This is a genomic window from Streptomyces sp. NPDC046881 (assembly GCF_040645015.1).
In the GTDB taxonomy this organism is placed as follows: domain Bacteria; phylum Actinomycetota; class Actinomycetes; order Streptomycetales; family Streptomycetaceae; genus Streptomyces.
Genome location: NZ_JBEYXJ010000039.1, coordinates 1 through 20,142 on the forward strand (window position 1 = coordinate 1; position 20,142 = coordinate 20,142).

At 72.3% G+C, this 20,142-nt stretch carries 19 protein-coding genes and 2 pseudogenes; 12 read left to right on the plus strand and 9 right to left on the minus strand.

Annotated features, from left to right (window positions below):
* Positions 1–184 precede the first annotated feature (184 nt).
* A complete protein-coding gene (locus ABZ923_RS19970; RefSeq protein WP_361473306.1) occupies positions 185–400 on the minus strand; it encodes a hypothetical protein in 216 nt (71 codons plus the stop codon).
* Positions 397–597: a hypothetical protein gene (locus ABZ923_RS19975; RefSeq protein WP_361473309.1), complete on the minus strand. Its 201-nt coding sequence runs from the start codon at positions 595–597 to the stop codon at positions 397–399. The genes ABZ923_RS19970 and ABZ923_RS19975 overlap by 4 nt, the downstream gene beginning before the upstream one ends.
* 142 nt (positions 598–739) lie before the next feature.
* On the opposite strand from ABZ923_RS19975, the pseudogene ABZ923_RS19980 reads away from it, so the two are divergent.
* Positions 740–1,414: pseudogene (locus tag ABZ923_RS19980) on the plus strand (helix-turn-helix transcriptional regulator); the annotation flags it as partial.
* Positions 1,389–1,643 carry a DUF397 domain-containing protein gene (locus tag ABZ923_RS19985; RefSeq protein WP_361473312.1) on the plus strand — a complete coding sequence of 85 codons (255 nt, stop codon included), beginning with the start codon at positions 1,389–1,391 and terminating at the stop codon, positions 1,641–1,643. The pseudogene ABZ923_RS19980 and the gene ABZ923_RS19985, both read left to right, overlap by 26 nt.
* Here the strand turns inward: ABZ923_RS19985 and ABZ923_RS19990 are convergent.
* Complete coding sequence (locus tag ABZ923_RS19990; RefSeq protein WP_361473315.1) at positions 1,640–2,308, minus strand: hypothetical protein; 669 nt, start codon at positions 2,306–2,308, stop codon at positions 1,640–1,642. The genes ABZ923_RS19985 and ABZ923_RS19990 overlap by 4 nt on opposite strands.
* A gap of 217 nt (positions 2,309–2,525) precedes the next feature.
* Between ABZ923_RS19990 and ABZ923_RS19995 the strand changes: the two genes are divergently transcribed.
* Genes ABZ923_RS19995 through ABZ923_RS20015 form a run of 5 tightly spaced genes read left to right on the plus strand, consistent with a single transcriptional unit; the run spans position 2,526 to position 9,040 of the window.
* Entirely contained in the window at positions 2,526–4,160 is a 1,635-nt protein-coding gene (locus ABZ923_RS19995; RefSeq protein WP_361473317.1) for an ABC transporter substrate-binding protein, read from the plus strand.
* Positions 4,161–4,164: 4 nt separating this feature from the next.
* Complete coding sequence (locus ABZ923_RS20000) at positions 4,165–5,121, plus strand: ABC transporter permease (protein ID WP_361473320.1); 957 nt, start codon at positions 4,165–4,167, stop codon at positions 5,119–5,121.
* Positions 5,121–7,097: a dipeptide/oligopeptide/nickel ABC transporter permease/ATP-binding protein gene (locus ABZ923_RS20005; protein ID WP_361473323.1), complete on the plus strand. Its 1,977-nt coding sequence runs from the start codon at positions 5,121–5,123 to the stop codon at positions 7,095–7,097. The genes ABZ923_RS20000 and ABZ923_RS20005 overlap by 1 nt, the downstream gene beginning before the upstream one ends.
* A complete protein-coding gene (locus tag ABZ923_RS20010; RefSeq protein WP_361473326.1) occupies positions 7,094–8,098 on the plus strand; it encodes an ABC transporter ATP-binding protein in 1,005 nt (334 codons plus the stop codon). The genes ABZ923_RS20005 and ABZ923_RS20010 overlap by 4 nt, the downstream gene beginning before the upstream one ends.
* Positions 8,099–9,040, plus strand: coding sequence for a dihydrodipicolinate synthase family protein (locus ABZ923_RS20015; RefSeq protein WP_361473328.1), 942 nt, complete (start codon positions 8,099–8,101; stop codon positions 9,038–9,040).
* Between the two features lie 99 nt (positions 9,041–9,139).
* Here ABZ923_RS20015 and ABZ923_RS20020 read toward each other — a convergent pair whose 3' ends face one another.
* The 5 genes from ABZ923_RS20020 to leuA all read right to left on the minus strand — a co-directional run bounded on the left by ABZ923_RS20020 (position 9,140) and on the right by leuA (position 14,416).
* Entirely contained in the window at positions 9,140–10,072 is a 933-nt protein-coding gene (locus ABZ923_RS20020) for an RNA polymerase sigma-70 factor (protein ID WP_361473331.1), read from the minus strand.
* A complete protein-coding gene (locus ABZ923_RS20025; RefSeq protein ID WP_361473334.1) occupies positions 10,069–10,434 on the minus strand; it encodes a DoxX family protein in 366 nt (121 codons plus the stop codon). Before ABZ923_RS20025 ends, ABZ923_RS20020 begins: the two co-directional genes overlap by 4 nt.
* 34 nt (positions 10,435–10,468) lie before the next feature.
* Positions 10,469–11,683: a sialidase family protein gene (locus tag ABZ923_RS20030; protein ID WP_361473337.1), complete on the minus strand. Its 1,215-nt coding sequence runs from the start codon at positions 11,681–11,683 to the stop codon at positions 10,469–10,471.
* Positions 11,684–11,734: 51 nt separating this feature from the next.
* Positions 11,735–12,430 (minus strand): TerB family tellurite resistance protein, encoded by a 696-nt coding sequence (locus ABZ923_RS20035; protein WP_361473340.1) that lies wholly within the window; start codon positions 12,428–12,430, stop codon positions 11,735–11,737.
* A 264-nt stretch (positions 12,431–12,694) separates the two neighbouring features.
* On the minus strand, positions 12,695–14,416 hold the full coding sequence (gene leuA, locus ABZ923_RS20040; protein ID WP_361473342.1) for a 2-isopropylmalate synthase: 1,722 nt from the start codon (positions 14,414–14,416) through the stop codon (positions 12,695–12,697).
* 341 nt (positions 14,417–14,757) lie between these two features.
* Here leuA and ABZ923_RS20045 point away from each other — a divergent pair, with 341 nt between their 5' ends.
* The 5 genes and pseudogenes from ABZ923_RS20045 to ABZ923_RS20065 all read left to right on the plus strand — a co-directional run.
* Entirely contained in the window at positions 14,758–15,828 is a 1,071-nt protein-coding gene (locus tag ABZ923_RS20045; protein WP_361473345.1) for a M4 family metallopeptidase, read from the plus strand.
* A 21-nt stretch (positions 15,829–15,849) separates the two neighbouring features.
* On the plus strand, positions 15,850–16,116 hold the full coding sequence (locus ABZ923_RS20050; protein ID WP_361473348.1) for a protealysin inhibitor emfourin: 267 nt from the start codon (positions 15,850–15,852) through the stop codon (positions 16,114–16,116).
* Positions 16,117–16,173: 57 nt separating this feature from the next.
* Positions 16,174–17,487, plus strand: a complete 1,314-nt coding sequence (locus tag ABZ923_RS20055; RefSeq protein ID WP_361473351.1) for a GH1 family beta-glucosidase — start codon at positions 16,174–16,176, stop codon at positions 17,485–17,487.
* Positions 17,484–18,740, plus strand: coding sequence for an MFS transporter (locus tag ABZ923_RS20060; RefSeq protein ID WP_361473353.1), 1,257 nt, complete (start codon positions 17,484–17,486; stop codon positions 18,738–18,740). The genes ABZ923_RS20055 and ABZ923_RS20060 overlap by 4 nt, the downstream gene beginning before the upstream one ends.
* Before the next feature lie 27 nt (positions 18,741–18,767).
* Positions 18,768–19,100: pseudogene (locus tag ABZ923_RS20065) on the plus strand (transcriptional regulator); the annotation flags it as partial.
* Here ABZ923_RS20065 and era read toward each other — a convergent pair.
* The gene (gene era, locus ABZ923_RS20070; protein ID WP_361473356.1) at positions 19,097–20,050 is read right to left on the minus strand and encodes a GTPase Era; all 954 of its coding nucleotides are present in this window, start codon (positions 20,048–20,050) and stop codon (positions 19,097–19,099) included. The pseudogene ABZ923_RS20065 and the gene era sit on opposite strands and share 4 nt — an antisense overlap.
* Between the last annotated feature and the right edge of the window lie 92 nt (positions 20,051–20,142).

Here is a 20,142-nt window from a genome sequence, read left to right on the forward strand (position 1 = left end):
CGCTCACTCCAACCGACCAACCCCCCACCCCCCCCCGCGCCCCCAACACACCACACCACTCAAAAACAAGCCCCCCCCCCCCCCCCCCCGCGCCCCCCCCCCCCCCCCCCGGCCCAGGGTAGGGCGCACCCGACTCCCATGTCCTGAAATCCGCCACCATAAAGCGACTGCGGGCACAGAAGGGTCAGAGCGCCTCTCCGCGGCTGCGAGCGTTGGCGTGCGCGGTCGCCGCGCTCAGCCGCTCGGCCGCGGTGGCACTGCGCAGCGCGCCCGGCTCGGCGTCCCACTCCCGCCCGCCGCCGTATGGTCTCAGCTGTACGTACGGCCCTTCGTGCCCCATGACGATGCCGACCCTGCCGGTGTGGGTGTCCATCACATGGCTGCCGACGGCAGGCTTCACCGCGCCACCCCCGTCAGCACCACCGCGAGCCGGCGCGCGGTCGCCACGGAACAGCGTCCCGGTTCCACGAGGGGGCAGGGCGCCTCCCGTGCGAGACTCACCGGGTCGAGCCCCAGTGAAGGGAGAAGGACTCCCGCTTTTTCGAGTGCCGACCGCAATTCCCTCAACGTCTCCTCCGCCTCTTCGACACACAGCATCGCGTGAGTGGTACGTCGCGCCTTCAACCTGCTCCCCTTCTCCTGTGGATTTCACGCTTCGTGCACCCGTCGTGACGCTCCACCTCTACGCTCGGTAGCGGTCTGCGCCCTACAAGTACATGGCTGAACAAGGTGGTTGGCTATGGCCAGCGGTTCACGGCAGGCGGTCTGGGAGTTCTTCGGCACGGAGCTGAAGAGGCGCCGGGAAGACGCGGGAATCACCCAGGTGGAACTGGGGGCGCGGGTATTCGTTTCCGGTGCCTACATCGGGCAATTCGAACAGGCGATTCGAAAACCTCAGCTGGATATCGCCCAGCGGATCGACGAAGTCCTGCAAACCGACGGCATTTTCGAGCGTCTAGGCCGGAAGCTGATCGACGACCGGCGGTACGCGGAGTACTTCGCGGAGGTCGTGGAGCTGGAGCGGGTCGCCACGAGGATCTGCGAGTTCGCGCCCACCGCGGTGCCGGGCCTGCTGCAGACCAAGGCGTACGCGGAAGCGGTGACCATTGCGGCCAACCCGTTCGTGACGGACGAGTACGTCGAGGAGATCGTCACGGCCCGGATGGAGCGGGGGCGGATCCTCAAGGACGCTACACGGCCGGAGTATTGGGTGATCCTGCACGTGAACGCACTGCGCATCCCAGTGGGTGGCCCGTCGGCCATGGCCGCCCAACTGGACCATATCGCCGGGCTGATGCGCGAGCGGACGGTGTGGGTGACGGTGGTGCCGTACGCGGCCGGAGCACACGGAACGGTGAACGGGCTGCTCCAGCTGATGGACTTCGAGGATGCGCCGCCGGTCGCCTATACAGAGCACTTACAGCAACGGCGAAGGCGGCAGCTGCGTCGAGGTCGGCCACGACTTCCCGGGTGCCGCCTGGCACAAGAGCAGCTACAGCAACGGTCAGGGCGGCGACTGCGTCGAGGTCGCCGACGGTGTCCCCGGGGCCGTGCCCGTCCGGGACAGCAAGGTGGCCGACGGTGCCGTGCTGGTGATCGGTGCCGCCGCCTGGACGGAGTTCGTCCGCGCCGTGGGGCGCTAGTACCGCTGGGCCTTGGCGAGGGAGCGCGTCAGCCTCGGTTCCGGTGGCTCGTGGCTGAACGCGATGGGCTGTTCCTTGCCCCCCGGCTTGAGGCGCTCCGCGTCGGCGTACCGCGTCTCGACCACCTTGCCGGAGGCGTCCTTGAAGTCGATCTGCACGGCGTAGGACGCTTCGTCACGGGTCTTGTTGGTGATCGTGACCAGGACGGCGAGCACTCCGCCGGTCTGTGCCGTGGGGATGCCGGTCATGCCGACCTCGGAGAGCGCGTTGCCCCGGCCCTCGACGTTCTTCAGTTCCTTCTCCGCCGTCGCGCTCCTGCGGTGCGTCTCGGCGTCCACCGACGCCGCGAACTCGGAGGCGCGGGCCGCGGCGGACGACGCCGCCGCGGAGGCCGCGGTGTGGGCGGAGCCGATCGCCGCGGAGGCCGCGGTATGGGCGGAGCCGATCGCCGCGGACGCCGGGGACTCCAGCGCCGACGGCGGCTGCCCCGAGAAGGACGAGGCATTCGGCGTAGCGGGTGCGCTGCCCGAGGCCGAGGAGCGTCGGGGCTGACCGCTCTCGTCGGCGCAGGCGGCGAGCCCGGCGGCCAGGAGGAGGTCGCCGAGAGCGCCGGCCAGGACGGTACGGCGTCCGGCTCTCGGGGAACCGGTTCGGGTCACGGACATGGGGCGTCCAAAGGGGTCGGTGATCCTGTTCCCCGTCATCGTCGGGGCCCGGACCGGCGCCCGCACCTCGGCCGTCATTGGTGCGACCTCTGGCGGATCGGCCATTCGTGTGTGCCGTCTTGACCGCCCCCGGGGGCCCTCCTATGGTCGCGCTACCGACCGGACGTAGGACGTCGTATCTCCCACCCCCTCCCCCCACCGACTTGCTGGAGGACCCGTGCGCGACGACGTGACCCCCGACGCACCGGCACCGCGCCGCCGGTCGTTCCTGAAGTACACCGGCGCCCTGGGTGCGGCCGCCGCCCTCCCGCCCGTGCTGGCCGGCTGCTCCGCCGGGCCGGAGTCGACGAACGAGACCGGTGGCGGTGGCAGCGGGAAGGACCGGACGCTGACCGCCGTGATCGGGTACGGCAACGACGGCAGCTGGGACCCGACGCAGACCGCGTCGGCGTTCGCGATGGCCGCCAACCACCACGTCTACGAGGGGCTGCTGGACACCGACCCGATCACCCGGGCCCCGTACCCCGCGCTCGCCACCGCGGCGCCCCGCGACCCCTCCGCCACCACCTGGCGGTTCACCTTGCGCTCGGGCGCCACCTTCCACGACGGCAAGCCCGTGACCGCCGACGACGTCGTGTTCGTCTTCGACCGGATCCTCGACCCGGGCACCCAGACCCTCGCCAAGGGCTTCTTCGCCTCCTGGCTGGACTCGGTGCGAAAGGTCGACTCCCGGACCGTCGAACTCGCCCTCAGGTTCCCCTTCCCGGACGGCCTCGCCCGGCTCACCCTCGCCAAGGTCATGCCACGGCACGTCTTCTCCCGGCCCGGTGCCTGGGACGACGCGATCAAGGGGCTGGCCGTGGGCTCGGGGCCATACCGGCAGACCGCGCACCACCCGAAGTCGAACACGACCTTCGAGGCGTACGCCGGCTACAACGGCCCGCGCAGACCGGCCTTCCGGAAGATGAACTGGCTGACCGTCGTGGACGCGGCCTCGCGCGTCGCGAGGATCTCCGGCACCGGCGCGGGCGCCCAGATCGCCGACAACATCCCCTACGCCAACATCCCCCGCCTGGAGCAGGGCGGGCTGAAGGTGGCCGGCGGCGCCGGGATGAACAACCTCTTCCTGATGTTCAACACCCGGCACAAGCCCTTCGACGACGTCCGCGTCCGCCAGGCCCTGCACTACGCCATCGACACCGAGAAGATGGTGCGGGTCGCGCTGAAGGGACACGGGAAGCCCGCGTCCTCGTTCCTCAACGAGGGCAACCCGTGCTACCGGCGCGCCAAGACGGTCTACGACCACGATCCCGCCAAGGCCAGGGCGCTCCTCGAAGCCGCCGGGGTCACCGACCTGAAGGTCGAGATCCTCGCGGTCAACGTCAGCTGGATCGTGGACTGCCTGCCGACCGTCAAGGCCTCCTGGGACGCCATCGGCGTGCACACGACACTCGCGCCGCAGGAGACCACGGCCGTGTTCACCAAGCTGGACCAGAAGCAGGACTACCAGGTGGTCGCGGCGGCCTCCAACCCGAACCAGTTCGGGCTCGACGCCGACCTGATCATGCACTACAACCACGGCCTCGAAAACCTGTGGATGCAGTACACGCGCTGGGCCGGCCACCCCGTCGCCAGGCAGCTGTTCAAGGACATGGACCGGGCGACCCGGGAACCGGATCCCACGCGGAAGAAGGCGATGATCCAGGACTACATCGACGTCGTCGCCGAACAGGCCGTGCTCTACCCGGTCGTCCACAACGAGCTGATGACCGCCTGGGACCCGCGCAGGCTCAGCGGGATAAGGCCCCAGCCGTACCCGGGCGTGAACCTGCTCCAGGCCAAGTGGATCTGACGGTATGACGGCCGTCGTACGGATCCTGCTCCGCCGCGTCGCCCTGCTCGTCCCGCTGCTCCTCGGCATCGTGCTGTTCGTGTTCCTGGTGATGCGGTTCTCGGACGTCGACCCCGCGTCCGCGTTCTTCCAGGGCGCCAACCCCACCGCCCGGCAGCTGCACGAGTTCCGGGAACGCAACGGGCTGCTCGACCCGCTGCCCGTACGGTACGTCCACTTCGTCGGCGACCTGCTCCACGGCGACCTCGGCACCAGCGCCCTCACGCGCGCGCCGGTGGTCGACCAGGTCACCACCGCGCTGCCGCTCACCCTCCAGCTGACCTTCCTCGGGCTGGCGATCGCGGTCGTGCTGGCGCTGGCCGGCGGGGTCACGGCGGCGGTGTACCGGGACCGGCTGCCGGACCAGGTCATCCGGATCGTGTCACTGGTCGGGGTGGCCGCGCCCGGGTTCTGGCTGGCGCTGCTGATGATCCAGTACCTGGCCGTGGACCGGGGCTGGTTCCCGACCGGCGGCTACGTCAACCCGGCCGACTCGGTCACCGGCTGGCTGAAGACCATGGCCCTGCCCGCCGTCGCGCTGTCCCTGCCGGTCGCCGCCCAGCTGACCCGGATCGTGCGGACCTCGGTGGTGGAGGAGCTGGACAGGGACTACGTGCGCACCGCCATCGGGAACGGGCTGCCGCCGCGCGTGGTCGTCGGGCGCAACGTGCTCCGCAACGCGCTCGTCAATCCCCTCACCGTGCTCGGGCTGCGGGTCGGCTATCTCCTCGGCGGCGCGGTCGTCATCGAGACGATCTTCTCGCTGCCCGGCATGGGCAAGCTGATGATCGACGCCGTGCAGAACGGCGATCCGGCCGTCGTGCAGGGGGTCGTGCTGACCACCGCCACCGGGTTCGTCGTCGTCAACCTCGTCATCGACATCCTGTATCTGCTGGTCAACCCACGTCTGAGGGCGGGCTGATGGTCACGCGTGCGCGCATCGCCGAACGGCTCTCCCGGCCCGGCGTCCGGCCGCGCGGCCCGCGCCGGCTGCCACTGCCGTCGAAGGCCGCCGTCTGCTTCCTGGCCGTGGTCGCCCTGGTCGCCGTACTCGCGCCGGTGCTGGCGCCGGACGATCCGCTCGACCAGCAGGACCCGGTCGGCGGGAGCGGGGCGCCGTCGGCCGCGCACTGGATGGGGCAGGACAGCCTGGGCCGGGACGTCCTGAGCCGGCTGATGTACGGGGCCCGCTGGTCGCTGGCCATCGGGCTGGGCGCGACCGGGCTCGCGCTCGTCGCCGGCGCCCTCCTCGGGGCGCTCGCCGCCACCTCCCGCAAGGCCGTCGACGAGACGCTGATGCGCTGCCTGGACGTGGTGATGGCGTTCCCGGGCATCGCGCTCGCCGCCGTCCTGGTGGCCGTGTTCGGCGGCGGGATCGAGGTGTTGATCTGCGCGATCGCCTTCCTGTTCACACCGCCCGTGGCCCGGGTGGTGCGGGCCAACGTGCTGGCCCAGTACGGCGAGGACTACGTCACCGCCGAGCGGGTCATCGGCGCCCGCACCCCGCACATCGTGCTGCGCCACGTGGCCGTCAACTGTGCCGCTCCGGTGCTGGTGTTCTGCACGGTCCAGGTCGCCGAGGCCATCGTGTTCGAGGCCTCGCTGTCCTTCATCGGCGCCGGTGTCCGGCCGCCCGACCCGTCCTGGGGCAGTGTCATCGCCGACGGCAAGAACATGGTGCTGACCGGCGGCTGGTGGGCGACGGTCTTCCCGGGGCTGCTGATCCTGCTCACCGTGCTGTCGCTGAACATCCTCTCCGAGGGGGTGTCGGACGCCTGGGCCGCGCCCGCCCCGCGGGAGGTACGCGCGCCGCAGGACCGGCTGGAGACGGCCGCGCCCGGCACCGGCGAGGTGCTCGCGCTGCCCGGTCTCGCCGAGGCCGCCCGGCGGCTGCGCTCCCGGGCCCGGCCGCGCCCGGCCCCCGGCGGGCAGCCGGTGCTCGCCGTGGAGAACCTCACCGTCGGCTTCCCGGACCGCCACCGGGGTGTGGACATCGTGGCCGGGGTCGGCTTCGAGGTGCATCCCGGCGAAGTGCTCGGCCTGGTGGGCGAGTCGGGCTGCGGCAAGTCGCTGACCGCGCTCACGGTCATGGGGCTCCAGCCGAAGGACGCCCGGGTCGGCGGGCAGGTGCGGTTCCTGCAACGGGAGCTGCTGGCCGAGCCGATGCGGGTGCGGCGGCGGCTGCTCGGCCACGAGATGGCCATGGTGTACCAGGACGCCCTGTCCTCGCTGAACCCGGCGATGACCATCCGGGCCCAGCTGAAGCAGCTGGTCCGGCGCGGGGGCAGGCGCGGTCCGCGCGAGCTGCTGGAGCTGGTCGGCCTGGACCCCGACCGCACCCTGCGCAGCTATCCGCACGAGCTGTCCGGCGGGCAGCGCCAGCGCGTGCTCATCGCCATGGCGCTCTCCCGGGACCCGAAGCTGATCGTCGCCGACGAGCCGACCACTGCCCTGGACGTCACCGTGCAGGCGCAGGTGATGGAGCTGCTGCTCCGGCTGCGCGCCGAGCTGGGCTTCGCGCTGATCCTGGTCTCGCACGACCTGGCGCTGGTCGCCGACGTCACCGACCGGGTGGCGGTGATGTACGGCGGGCGGATCGTGGAGACCGCGGTGACCGCCGACCTGGTGGCGGCACCGGCCCACCACTACACCCGCGGGCTGCTGGGCAGCGTGCTCTCGCTGGAGTCGGCCGCGCGGCGCATGACCCAGATCAAGGGGGTCGTACCGTCCCCCGCCGACTTCCCGAAGGGCTGCCGGTTCGCCGACCGCTGCCCGCTCGCCACCGAGGTGTGCCACACGACCGTCCCGGTCCTCGCGGGCACCCCGGTGCACACGGCCGCCTGCCACCATCCGGCGGTGGCGCTGACCTCGGCGGAGAGCGAGGAGGCCCTGCAGTGACCGCTGTCGTGGAGGTGCGGGACGCGCACGTCGTCCACCGGGCGCGTACCGGCGGCCTGTTCCGGCGGGACCGGGTGTACGCCCTGACCGGCGCCGATCTGTCCGTGGCACCCGGTGAGACGGTCGGCGTGGTCGGCGAGTCGGGGTGCGGGAAGTCGACGCTGGCGAAGGTGCTGGTGGGCATCGAGCGGCCGGTGACCGGGACGGTGTCGTTCGGGGGCCGGGAGCTGTGGGCGATGCCGGCCGCCCAGCGCCGGGCCACGGTCGGCGCGGGCACCGGCATGGTCTTCCAGGATCCGTCGACCGCGCTGAACCGCCGGCTGCCGGTCCGCCGCATCCTGCGCGATCCGCTGGACGTCCACCGGCGCGGCACCCGGGTGGAACGGGAGGACCGGGTGCGGGAGTTGATGGCCCTGGTGGGCCTGCCTGGGGCCCTCGCCGACGCCCTGCCGGGGCAGCTGTCCGGCGGGCAGCGGCAGCGCGTCGCGATCGCCCGCGCGCTCGCCCTGGACCCGGCGCTGGTCGTCGCCGACGAGCCGACCAGCGCGCTGGACGTCTCGGTCCGCGCGCAGATCCTCAACCTGCTGCTGGACCTGAGGGAACGCCTCGGGCTGGCCATGGTGTTCGTCTCGCACGACATCCAGACGGTACGGCGGATGAGCGACCGGGTGATCACCATGTACCTGGGCCGGATCGTGGAGGAGACCCCGGCCGACCGGGTCACCGACGGCGCCCGGCACCCGTACACCCGCGCCCTGTTCTCGGCGACGCCCGGACTGCTGGACCCCGTCGACCCGATCCCGCTGACCGGTCCCGTGCCCTCGGCGACCCGCCCGCCGAGCGGCTGCCCGTTCCGCACCCGCTGCTGGAAGGCCGACGCGGTGTGCGCCGCGTCGATGCCGGGGTTCTCGGCCGCGTCACGGCCCGGACACCGCTTCCGGTGCCACCATCCTGTGCAGGAGGACATACCGACCCGAGACCTAGCGCGCCAGGAGCCCTGAATGACCTTCCAGCTCACCGGTGTCGTACCGCCCGTCTGCACGCCCCTGACGCCGGAGCGGGAGGTGGACGAGCCCTCGCTGCTGCGCCTGGTGGACTTCCTGGTGGAGGCCGGGGTGCACGGGCTGTTCCTGCTCGGCTCGACCTCGGAGGCGGCCTTCCTCACCGACGCGCAGCGCCGGCGGGTGGTGGCGGCCGTCACCGCGCACGTGGGCGACCGGCTGCCCGTCCTCGCGGGCGCCATCGACATGACGACGCCCCGGGTCCTGGACCATGTCGCGGCGGTCACCGCGGCCGGCGCGCGGGCCGTCGTCGTCACCGCCCCCTTCTACGCCCGCACCCACCCCTCGGAGATCGTCCACCACTACCGCCGGATCGCCGCCGCCAGCCCGGTCCCGGTGATCGCCTACGACATCCCCGTCGCCGTGCACACCAAGCTCCCCGCCGACGTGGTGCTGGGGCTCGCCGGGGACGGCGTGCTGGCCGGGATCAAGGACTCCAGCGGGGACCTGGCGGCCTTCCGGGAGGTCGTCGTGGGCGCCCGGGCGCACCCCGGGTTCAGCGTGCTGACCGGCTCGGAGCTGATCGCCGACGCGGCGCTGGCGCTGGGCGCCGACGGGGCGGTGCCGGGCCTGGCCAACGTCGACCCGCACGGATACGTCCGCCTCTACCGCCAGTGCCGGGCGGGCGACCAGGAGGGCGCGCGGGCCGAACAGGAGCGGCTGTGCGCGCTGTTCGGGATGGTCCGCGTCGGCGATCCGGCGCGGATGGGCGGCAGCTCGGCGGCGCTGGGCGCGTTCAAGGCGGCGCTGCACCTGCGCGGGATCATCGACTGCCCGGTGACCGCCGAGCCACAGGTGCCGCTGTCCGGCGCGGAGGTCGAGCAGGTCGGCAAGTTCCTGGCGGCGGCCGGGCTGCTGGGCCCCGGAACGGACCGGCGCTAGGGTCTTTCTTCCGGATCAGGCCGGCCACGGGCGACCGCACCACCTGGCCGACGCGACACCGGCAAGATCCGGAAGAGAGGGCCTAGGGGCGCGGGGCGGTCATGGTGCGGTCCGCGGTTCCCGGCGTGCCTGTTGCAGCTCGCGGTGGACCGCCCAGGCGTCCGCCACCGGGCCCAGGTGCGCGAGCTTGTCGGGGTTGACCACCAGGCGGACCGCCTGGATCCGCCCGTCGAGCACGTCGAGTGCCAGGGTGTGCAGCACCCGGCCGTCGCGGTCGCGGAAGACCGCGCCCGGCTGGCCGTTCACCTGGTGCGGCTCGTAGGTCACGTCGACCAGGGCCAGCCGGGGGAAGACGGCGGCGAGCAGCCGGGCCACGTGGTCGGCGCCGAGGACGGTCCGGGCCAGCTGCGGCGCCTTGCCGCCGCTGTCGCCGACCATCGCCACGTCGGCGGCGAGCAGGTCCCGCAGTCCGGTGACGTCGCCTTCGCGGAGGGCGTCGAAGAACCGCGACGCCAGTTCCTCCCGCTCGGTGCGGTCCGCCTCGAAGCGGGGCCTGCCCTCGGTCATGTGGCGCCGGGCCCGTACCGCCAGCTGGCGGCAGGCCGCCTCCGAGCGCCCCACCGCCGAGGCGACCTCGGGGAAGCCGAAGTCGAACACCTCGCGCAGCACGAACACCGCACGTTCCAGCGGGCTGAGCCGTTCCAGGAGGAGCAGGGCCGCCATCGACACCGAGTCGGCCAGCTCGGCCGAACGCGCCGGGTCCTCGTAGGGGTCGGCGAGCAGCGGCTCCGGGAACCACGGTCCGACGTAGGCCTCCCGCCGGACCCGGGCCGAGCGCAGCACGTCGATGGAGAGCCGGGTCACCGTGGCGGAGAGGAAGGCCCTGACCGACCGGGGTTCGGTCGGCGTGGCGGCGTAGCGCAGCCAGGTCTCCTGGACGGCGTCCTCGGCCTCGCTCACGCTGCCCAGGATCCGGTAGGCGATCGAGAACAGCAGGGGCCGCAGCTCCTGGAACTCCTCGGTCCGGCTCATACGAAACGCCCCCCTGCGATGAATGCGGCCAGTGCGAGATAGACGAGGTTCAGCAGCACGAACGCCCACTCGCCGCGCCTGCCGTGAGTGATCATCGCACCGGTCATCAGCAGCATCCAGCAGACGGCGGTGACCGGCACCAGCACCGGTGCGACGCCGAGCGCGGCCGGCAGGACGAGGCCCGCCGCGGCCAGCAGTTCCAGCACGCCGAGGGTCTTCACGAAGCCGGCGCCGGCGTCCCCGGTCCATCCCCCGCCGTGCACGGCGGCCAGCCTCTCCTTCGGCACGAACGTCTTGGTGACGCCGCCGAGCAGGGCAACGGCGGCCAGCAGTCCGGCGGCGGTCCACAGCGCGAGGTTCATCGTCCACTCCGTGATCGAGGAAGGTGTGCACCCCCTACGACGGTTCAGCCGCCTCCGGCTGTGACACCCGCGGCAGGCGGAGTCTGCGGAACTCCAGCGACTCGTAGGGGCCGTGGACACCGGTCTCGTAGAGGACGCCGATCGTGCCGGGGGCGAGCTGGACCAGGTCGGAGTAGGCGGCCGGGCGGTCCGAGAGGACGTGCAGCCGGGTGAAGGTGCGGCCGGTGCCCGGGCCGGCCCACAGGGCCAGGGCGCGGCGGGCGGTCGGCACGGAAGGTGCGGAGAACAGCAGGGGCCCGCCCGGGCCGTGGACCGCCAGCACGCTGCCCTGGACCACGGGGACGGCGTTCAGGGCCGGCTGGACGGTGAAGGGGCGGTCCAGGGTGCGGCCGCCGTCGCGGGAGGTGGCGTCGAGGCGGTTGCCGGGGGCGGTGCCGTTCTGGTCGCGGGCGCTGAAGTAGACGCGGCCGTCGGGGAGCTGGGCGGCACCGGTCTCGTTGGTGTTGGTCCGGCCGTCGTAGGTGTCGTCCACGAAGCCCAGCTGCCAGGTGCGGCCGAGGTCGTCGCTGTAGAGGGCGTGGCCGCCGTAGTACCTGGCCTCCTGGCCGGTGTCGCGGGAGCCGGCGGGCGGGGCCGCGGAGTGGTCGGCGGGGACCAGGAGGCGGCCGGCGTGCGGGCCCCGGGTGAGCGCGAGCGCGTGGCCGGGTCCGGTGGCGTACCAGCGCCAGCCCGGCCGCCGCACCTGGGCGGTGATGTCCCGCGGGGCGGTGAAGTGCCGGCCGTCGTCCCCACTGCGCTGCACGAAGACCCGGCGGCCCGGTCCCGGGCCGGCCTCGCCGCGCATGATCTGCGCCTCGGTCACGGCCCCGCTGTTCGCGCAGGTCACCAGGACGATCACGCCGGTGCGCGGGTCGACGACGGGCGCCGGGTTGCCCCGGGTGCGCCCCTGCCCGGCGGCCACCACGGTGAGCGGGCCCCAGGTGCAGCCGCCGTCGGTGGAGCGGCGCAGGACGACGTCGATGTCACCGCTGTCGGCGGGCCCGGACCGGCGGCCCTCGGCGAAGGCCAGGACGGTGCCCTGCCGGCTCGTGACCACGGCCGGGATGCGGTAGACGGCGTAGCCGCCCTGCCCGGAGACGTACGGCACGGAGGAGGCGCAGCCGCCGGGCGCGGCGTGCGCGGGCAGCTGGCCGGTGAGCGGGGTGAGGAGCGCCAGGCAGGCGAGGAGGGAGCGGCTGCGCGGGGTCACTCCCTGATGCTCCCCGGATCCACCGGGGCGGTCTTACTCCGTCCGGGTGGGTCAGGAAGGGGTCCGGGCGGCGGCCAGCAGGCGGGTCACGTCGTCGGTACAGATGGTGAGGGCCGCGCCGACGGTGGTGAGGGCGTCGCGCTCGCCGGGGGTGTAGGGGCCGTCGGCGAGGGCGATGCGGGCGCCCTGCAGGAGCAGCGACTCACGGCCGGCCGGGGCCAGGTGCGGGGCCAGCGGGTCCAGGGCCTCGTGCAGCTCTATGGTCAGCCCGGCCCCGCACGGCTGCTCGAAGTACCGGCCGGTGTCGGCGGCGAGGGCCTCGACCAGGGCGGCCAGCTGGTCCTCGGTGCAGTCGGCGAAGCCGGCTGCGCGGACGGTGGCGGCGGCCGTCTCCAGGGCGGTACGGGAGCCGGTGCCGCCCGCGGTGAGCACGGCGAGGGCGACGGTGTGCACGGCGTCGCGGAGCATCGCGGAGAAGCGGCGCGTGGTGGGGTGGTCCAGCACCTCGGTGCCGAAGTGGTGTCCGCAGGCCGCGCACTCCACCACCGGTCCGGTCGTCCCGCGCGGCAGCACGGGCACGCCGAGCAGGGTGAGCCGGCGCCGTCCGGTGAGCCGCTGGTAGTTGCGGTCGCCGCCGCAGCCGGGGCAGTAGAACTCGCCGTCTCCCACGGGTGTCCATGCGGTGCGGGTGCCCAGGATGCGCACAGCCCTGGCGGCACGGCCGTCTCGTCCCCGTACTGGCAGCACGTCGCACCTCCGTAACCGCACGGCAGCACCGCCGCGCTGGCGTGATGTTAGCCACATCACCGAGGCGGAGTCAGTACCCCGTAAGAGACCTTCCCGTGACCTGCACTGACCATTGGCCGGAAAGCGACGGGTGGGACCGCGCCCCGAAGGGGCGCGGGGCCCTGCTCGGCATGCGGCTCCGCCGCGCGGGCGCGGCCGGCCCCGACGGCGCTGTGTCCGATCGACGGCCGGCCGCCGCACATCCCCACGCGCTCCGGCGAAGCGCTAGCGTGCCGCGCGGTTCACCGCGGAGACGACCGCCTTCAGCGACGCACGCGTCGTGTTCGCGTCGATGCCGATACCCCACAGAACCTTGCCGTCGATCGCGCATTCGATGTAGGAGGCGGCCTGCGCGGAGGCGCCCTCGCTCATCGTGTGCTCCTGGTAGTCCAGCAGGCGTACGTCGATGCCGATGGACTGCAGGGCGTCGAAGAAGGCCGAGATCGGACCGTTGCCGGAGCCGGTCAGGACGGTGTCCTCGCCGTCGACGGTGGCCTCGACGGTCAGCGTGTCCACGCCGTCGGTGTCGGTGGTCGACTGGCCGGTCCTGACCTGGATGCGGCCCCAGGGGTTGTCCGGGTTCGGCAGGTACTCGTCCTGGAAGGCCGCCCAGATCTCCTTCGGCGTGATCTCGCCGCCCTGGGCGTCGGTCTTGGCCTGGATGAGCTTCGAGAACTCGATCTGCATCCGGCGCGGCAGGTCCAGCTTGTGGTCGTTCTTCAGGACGTAGGCGATACCGCCCTTGCCGGACTGCGAGTTGACCCGGATGACGGCCTCGTAGGAGCGGCCGACGTCCTTGGGGTCGATCGGCAGGTACGGCACCGCCCACTCGATGTCGTCGACCGTGACGCCCTTGGCCCTGGCGTCGGCCTCCATGGCGTCGAAGCCCTTCTTGATGGCGTCCTGGTGGGAGCCGGAGAAGGACGTGTAGACCAGGTCGCCCACGTACGGGTGGCGCGGGTGGACCTCCATCTGGTTGCAGTACTCCCACACCCGGCGGATCTCGTCGATGTCGGAGAAGTCGATCTGCGGGTCGACGCCCTGCGAGAACAGGTTCATGCCCAGGGTGACCAGGTCGACGTTGCCGGTGCGCTCGCCCTGTCCGAACAGGCAGCCCTCGACGCGGTCGGCGCCGGCCATCAGTGCCAGCTCGGCGGCGGCCACGGCCGTACCGCGGTCGTTGTGCGGGTGGACGGACAGGCAGACGTACTCGCGGCGGGACAGGTTGCGGTGCATCCACTCGAAGCGGTCCGCGTGCGTGGACGGCGTCGAACGCTCCACGGTGGCGGGCAGGTTGAGGATGATCTCGCGGCCCGGGCCGGGCTGCCAGACGTCCATGACCGCCTCGCAGACCTCCAGCGCGAAGTCCAGCTCGGTGTCGGTGAAGATCTCCGGCGAGTACTGGTAGCCGAACTCGGTCTCCGGGCCCAGCAGCTTCTCGGCGTACTCCATCACCAGGCGGGTGCCGTCGACGGCGATCTGCTTGATGTCGTCCCTGGAGCCGCGGAAGACGACCCGGCGGAAGACCGGGGCGGTGGCGTTGTACAGGTGGACGGTGGCGCGCTTGGCGCCCTTCAGGGACTCCACGGTCCGCTCGATCAGGTCCTCGCGGGCCTGGGTCAGGACGGAGATCGTCACGTCCTCGGGGATCGCGCCCTCTTCCTCGATGATCGAGCGCACGAAGTCGAAGTCGGTCTGGCCGGAGGCGGGGAAGCCGACCTCGATCTCCTTGTAGCCCATCTTGACCAGCTGGTCGAACATGCGCCGCTTGCGCTCGGGCGACATGGGGTCGATCAGGGCCTGGTTGCCGTCGCGCAGGTCGGTGGAGAGCCAGCGGGGGGCGGTGGTGACGCGCTGGTCCGGCCAGGTGCGGTCCGGGATGTCGACCTGCTCGTAGCGGCCGTACTTGTGGATCGGCATGGGGCTGGGCTGCTGGCGGTTGGCCATGGTGGCGTGGGCTCCTCAGGATGTCCGGATATCCGAGTGGACGGCCGACGACGCAACGCCAAGCTCCGCGGGGAGGGAGTCGGCCTCGACTACAGGCCCTCGCCGCGGCAGCTAAGAAGAAGCAGCCAGAAACGCATGATGCTCCGCAGCCTAGCCGAGCCGTTCCGGATGCGCGGGCCTGTCCCAGTATGCGGGACCGTGCAGCAAAACAGGACAAAAAGTGCCCTGCACCACATCCGCCTAGCACACCGTCACGGACCGTTGCGTTCCCTGTCCGGGTATTTCACCAATCATGGTGGCAGGTAGTGACACGGGCGTCACACAGTGCAAGGGTGCCGGACATGACGACCAACGGGGGCTCCCAGCCCGTCTTCTGCACGATCGTCCCGCCGCACGTCCTCGACAAGCTCGCCCGCAACGAGGACCCCGCGCTCTCCGACCCGGCCCGCCGGTCCCTGGAGCACGACGCCTACCAGCGCACCAAGCGCCGCCTGACCACGGTGATCGGTGCCACCGCCGTCGCCCCGCCGGCCGGCGCCGCCGCCGACCGGCCGCACCGCACGATCTACGACGCCGAGCACACCCAGGACCTGCCCGGCACCAAGGTCCGCGAGGAGGGCGCCGAGGCCGGCCCGGACGCCACGGTCAACCGCGCCTACGCGGGTCTGGGCGCCACCTTCGAGCTGTACCTGAAGGCGTACGGCCGGCACTCCATCGACGACAACGGGATGCCGCTGGACGCCACCGTGCACTTCGGCGAGGGCTACGACAACGCCTTCTGGAACGGCGAGCAGATGGTGTTCGGCGACGGCGACGGCGAGATCTTCCTCGACTTCACCATCCCGGTCGACGTCATCGGGCACGAGCTGACCCACGGCGTCACCCAGCACACCGCCAACCTGACCTACTTCGGCCAGCCCGGCGCGCTCAACGAGTCGCTCTCCGACGTCTTCGGCTCGCTGATCAAGCAGTACACGCTGGGCCAGACCGCGGCCGAGGCCGACTGGCTGATCGGCGCGGGCCTGCTCGCCCCGCGCGTCACCGGGGTGGCCCTGCGCTCGATGAAGGCCCCGGGCACGGCGTACGACGACGACGTCCTCGGCAAGGACCCGCAGCCGGCGAAGATGGAGGACTACGTCCGCACCGGCCGCGACAACGGCGGGGTGCACATCAACTCCGGCATCCCGAACCACGCCTTCTACCTGGCCGCCACCGCGCTGGGCGGCTACGCCTGGGAGAGGGCCGGCCAGGTCTGGTACGACGTGCTCACCGGCGGCGAGCTGAAGGAGGACGCCCTGTTCGCCGACTTCGCCACACTGACGGTGAAGGCGGCCCGGGAGCGGTACGGCGCCGGGGGCGAACTCCAGGCCGTGCAGAAGGCGTGGGAGCAGGTCGGGGTGCGGACTCTGTAGTTCCGTACTACACATCGACCCATGCGGATTCGAGTGTTGCGCACGGGTGGTTTCGCGGGCATCGAGCGCCGGGCCGAGGTGGACACCTCGGGCCGGCCCGACGCCGCCGAGTGGGAGGCCCTGGCCGAACGCGTCCTGGCGGCCGGCCGGAGCACGCCTCCGGCCGGCGTCCCGGACGGCTTCGGCTACGAGATCACGGTGGACGGCCGCACGGTGTACGCGGCCGATCCCCGACTGAGCGAGGACGAACGGGAGTTGGTCTCGCGGCTGCTGAAGGAGGGTGCGTAACGGCCGGTTCCCGCAGGGGCGTTGACTTCTGTTACCGGGGGTAAGGATGATCCGGCCATGGCGACTGACGCGCGCGATCCGATGCCCCGTTTCCCGGCCGGCTTCCTGTGGGGCGTGTCGACCTCCGCCCATCAGATCGAGGGGGCGGCCGACCTGCGCGAGCCGTCCGTGTGGGACGTGTTCACGGCCGAGCCCGGGCGGGTGAAGGACGGTACGACGGCGGCGGTGGCCTGCGACCACTACCACCGCTACCCCGAGGACGTGGCCCTCCTCGCCGGCCTCGGCGTGGGCGCCTACCGCTTCTCGGTCTCCTGGCCCCGGGTGAACTCCCCCGGCGGCCTGGACTTCTACGACCGCCTGGTGGACGAGCTGTGCGCGGCGGGCGTCCGGCCCGTCCCGACCCTCTTCCACTGGGACCTGCCGGCGCACCTGGACTGGCTGGACCGCGACACGGCGGCCCGCTTCGCCGACCACGTGGCGGTGGTCGCGGACCGGCTCGGCGACCGGGTGCACACGTGGATCACGCTGAACGAGCCGGCGGAACACACCCTGCTGGGACACGCCCTGGGCGCTCACGCCCCCGGCCGGCGGCTGCTCTTCGACGCGCTCCCCGTCGCCCACCACCAGCTGCTCGCCCACGGACTGGCCGTACGGGCGCTGCGCGCGGCCGGCGCCCGGGACGTCGGCATCGCCAACTCCCACGGCCCGACCTGGCCCGCCTCACCGGAGCAGGCGGACCTGGAGGCGGCCGGCTTCTACGACCTCCTGCTGAACCGCCTGTTCGCCGAGCCGGTCATCCTCGGCGCCTACCCCGAGGGCATGGGCGACCTGATGCCGGGGGACGTCGAGGACGACCTGAAGGTGATCGCCGAGCCGGTCGACTGGTACGGCGTGAACTACTACGCCCCGACCCGGGTGGGCGCCCCGCAGGGCACCGCGACCGAGTTCGGCGGACTGACGATGTCGGCCGAACTGCCCTTCTCGGTGCGGGAGATCGAGGGCCGGCCGGTGACCGACTTCGGCTGGCCGGTCGTCCCCGAGGGGCTGACGGAACTGCTCACCGGCTTCCGCGAGCGGTACGGCGACCGGCTCCCGCCCGTCGTCATCACCGAGAACGGCTGCTCCTACGAGGGCGTCGACGACCAGGACCGGATCACCTACCTGGACGGCCACATCCGCGCCCTGCACCGGGCGATCGAGGCCGGTGTCGACGTGCGCGGCTACTTCGTGTGGTCCCTGCTGGACAACTTCGAGTGGGCCGAGGGCTACGCCCGCCGGTTCGGCCTGGTGCACGTCGACTACGCCACGCTGGCCCGTACGCCCAAGGCCTCCTACCACTGGTTCCGGGAGCTGCTGCGGGCGCAGGGATGACCACCGTCCGCCCCTCGGCCGCCGCTCTCTCCGAGCCGGTCGCACCGGTCGGCCGGGGCTGGACGGCGTCGCTGGCGCTGGCCAACGGGGCGATCTGGGTGGGCTGGTTCGGTCCGCTGCAGATCCTGCTGGCCGCCCAGGCGGAGGACTTCGCGCCCGGCTCCGGGATGTCGAAGGAGACGCTGCTGGCGTGGGTGACGGGCGCCGGCGCGGTGGTCTCCCTGCTCGCGAACCCGGTGTTCGGCGCCCTCTCCGACCGGACGACCGCGCGCCGGGGCCGCCGTACCCCGTGGATCGTGGCCGGGTCGGCCGGCGGTGCGCTGTCGTTGCTGCTGCTCGCGGGCGCGGGCGGGGTGTGGTCGATGGCGGCGGGCTGGTGCCTGGCGCAGCTCACGCTGAACGCGGCCTTCGCGGCGGTCACGGCGGCGGTCCCGGACCGGGTGCCGCGGCGCCAGCGGGGCGCGGTGGGCGGCTGGCTGGGCGCGGCCCAGATCCTGGGCGTGGTCGGCGGGACGGGCCTGGCCGCGGCGGCGGGCGGGACCGGGGCCGGGTACGCCGCGTGCGCGGTGTTCACCGTGGTGGGGGTGGCGCCGTACGTCCTGCGCCACGCGGATCTGCGGCTGGCGCGGGAGGACCGGCCGCCGTGGTCCTGGCGGGGGTTCCTCGCGGGGTTCTGGCTGAGCCCGCGCCGGTATCCCGACCTGGGCTGGGCCTGGCTGACCCGCTTCCTGATCAACCTCGGCAACTCCCTGGTCCTGCTGTACCTCCTCTACTACCTGCGGGACGGCCTGCACCGCTCCGACCCCGAGCAGGGCGTGCTGATCCTGACGGCCGTCAACAGCCTGACGCTGCTGGCGACCGTCGTGGCGGGCGGGGTGTGGTCGGACCGGGTGGGCCGGCGCAAGCCGTTCGTGGTCTGGTCGGGCGTGCTGATGGCGCTCGCCACGGCGGTTCTGACCGGCTGGCAGACCTGGCCGGGCGCGCTGGTGGCGGCGGCCGTGCTCGGGGTGGGTTTCGGGGTCTTCACGTCCGTCGACTTCGCGCTGATGACGGACGTCCTGCCGACGGCGCTGGACCGGGGCAAGGACCTCGGCGTGATCAACGTGGCCAACGCCCTCCCCCAGGTCGCCGCACCCGCCCTGGCGGCACCGATCGTCACCCACCTCGGCGGCTACCGGGCGCTGTACCTGGTGGCGGCGGCGATCGGCCTGGGCGGGGCGGTGCTGGTGGGGCGGATCCGCGGGGTGGAGTGACCCCTCACAGCGCGCCGGCGTCGCGGGCGCGACTCCGTGGCCAACCTCCGCGCGGTGGCCGCGACCCGCCCCGACGACCCGGAACCGGCGGCCCTGGCGGCCGAACTCCGGGCGCACAGCACGGAGTTCGCCCGGCTCTGGGACGAGCACGAGGTGTCCCTGCGCCGCCCGCGCACGAAGCGCTTCCTGCACCCGGTGGTGGGCCTGCTGGAACTGGAGTGCGAGGTGCTGCTGAGCCACCACAGCCACCATCACCTCATCATCCACACGGCCCGCCCCGGCACGGAGTCGCACGACAGGCTCCAGCTCCTGAGGGTGGTGGGCCTGCAGGACCTGACCCCCCAGGACGCCGCCCGCTAGAACCCCAGCCGGCGCAACTGCTTCGGATCCCGCTGCCAGTCCTTGGCGACCTTGACGTGCAGGTCGAGGAAGACCGGGGTCCCGAGCAGTGCCTCGATCTGGCGCCGGGACTTGATGCCGACCTCCTTCAGGCGCTTGCCCTTGGGGCCGATGATGATGCCCTTCTGGCTGGGGCGCTCGATGTAGACGTTGGCGTGGATGTCCAGCAGCGGCTTGTCCGCCGGCCGGTCCTCACGCGGCAGCATCTCCTCCACGACCACCGCGATGGAGTGCGGCAGCTCGTCGCGGACACCCTCCAGCGCCGCCTCGCGGATGAGTTCCGCGATCATGACCTGCTCGGGCTCGTCGGTGAGGTCGCCCTCGGGGTAGAGCGCCGGGCCCTCGGGCAGCATCGGGATCAGCAGGTCCGCCAGCAGGTCGACCTGCTTGTTCGCGGTCGCCGACACCGGGACGATCTGCGCCCACTCGATGCCCAGTTCCTTGCCCAGCTGGTCGATCGCGATCAGCTGCTCGGCCAGGGTCTTGGAGTCGACCAGGTCGGTCTTGGTGACGATGGCGACCTTCGGGGACTTGCGGATCCCGGCCAGCTCCTTGGCGATGAAGCGGTCGCCGGGCCCGATCTTCTCGTTCGCCGGCAGACAGAAGCCGATCACGTCGACCTCGGCCCACGTCGTCCGCACGACGTCGTTGAGCCGCTCGCCGAGCAGCGTGCGCGGCTTGTGCAGTCCCGGCGTGTCCACCAGGATCAGCTGGGCGTCCGGCCGGTGCACGATCCCGCGCACGGTGTGCCGGGTCGTCTGCGGCTGGTTGGCGGTGATCGCCACCTTCTGCCCGACCAGAGCGTTCGTGAGGGTGGACTTGCCCGCGTTGGGGCGGCCCACGAAGCAGGCGAAGCCGGCGCGGTGGGCGGCCTCGGCCGGCTGCTCGGAAGACTGGGTACGAACACTCATGGCGTTCATTGTCCCTGATCCACGAGGCTCCGCCGTACCGCCCCGGCCCACCGCCCCTCCCGGTGAGTTTCCGGAAACCCGCTCGCAACGAA

Bases quoted from the DNA above. Each gene is read 5' to 3' on its own strand.
- ABZ923_RS19975 (WP_361473309.1), bottom strand. From the start codon at position 597: ATGCTGTGTGTCGAAGAGGCGGAGGAGACGTTGAGGGAATTGCGGTCG.
- ABZ923_RS19985 (WP_361473312.1), top strand. From the start codon at position 1,389: ATGCGCCGCCGGTCGCCTATACAGAGCACTTACAGCAACGGCGAAGGC.
- ABZ923_RS19990 (WP_361473315.1), bottom strand. From the start codon at position 2,308: ATGTCCGTGACCCGAACCGGTTCCCCGAGAGCCGGACGCCGTACCGTC.
- ABZ923_RS20000 (WP_361473320.1), top strand. From the start codon at position 4,165: ATGACGGCCGTCGTACGGATCCTGCTCCGCCGCGTCGCCCTGCTCGTC.
- ABZ923_RS20005 (WP_361473323.1), top strand. From the start codon at position 5,121: ATGGTCACGCGTGCGCGCATCGCCGAACGGCTCTCCCGGCCCGGCGTC.
- ABZ923_RS20015 (WP_361473328.1), top strand. From the start codon at position 8,099: ATGACCTTCCAGCTCACCGGTGTCGTACCGCCCGTCTGCACGCCCCTG.
- ABZ923_RS20020 (WP_361473331.1), bottom strand. From the start codon at position 10,072: ATGAGCCGGACCGAGGAGTTCCAGGAGCTGCGGCCCCTGCTGTTCTCG.
- ABZ923_RS20025 (WP_361473334.1), bottom strand. From the start codon at position 10,434: ATGAACCTCGCGCTGTGGACCGCCGCCGGACTGCTGGCCGCCGTTGCC.
- leuA (WP_361473342.1), bottom strand. From the start codon at position 14,416: ATGGCCAACCGCCAGCAGCCCAGCCCCATGCCGATCCACAAGTACGGC.
- ABZ923_RS20045 (WP_361473345.1), top strand. From the start codon at position 14,758: ATGACGACCAACGGGGGCTCCCAGCCCGTCTTCTGCACGATCGTCCCG.
- ABZ923_RS20050 (WP_361473348.1), top strand. From the start codon at position 15,850: ATGCGGATTCGAGTGTTGCGCACGGGTGGTTTCGCGGGCATCGAGCGC.
- ABZ923_RS20055 (WP_361473351.1), top strand. From the start codon at position 16,174: ATGGCGACTGACGCGCGCGATCCGATGCCCCGTTTCCCGGCCGGCTTC.
- ABZ923_RS20060 (WP_361473353.1), top strand. From the start codon at position 17,484: ATGACCACCGTCCGCCCCTCGGCCGCCGCTCTCTCCGAGCCGGTCGCA.
- era (WP_361473356.1), bottom strand. From the start codon at position 20,050: ATGAGTGTTCGTACCCAGTCTTCCGAGCAGCCGGCCGAGGCCGCCCAC.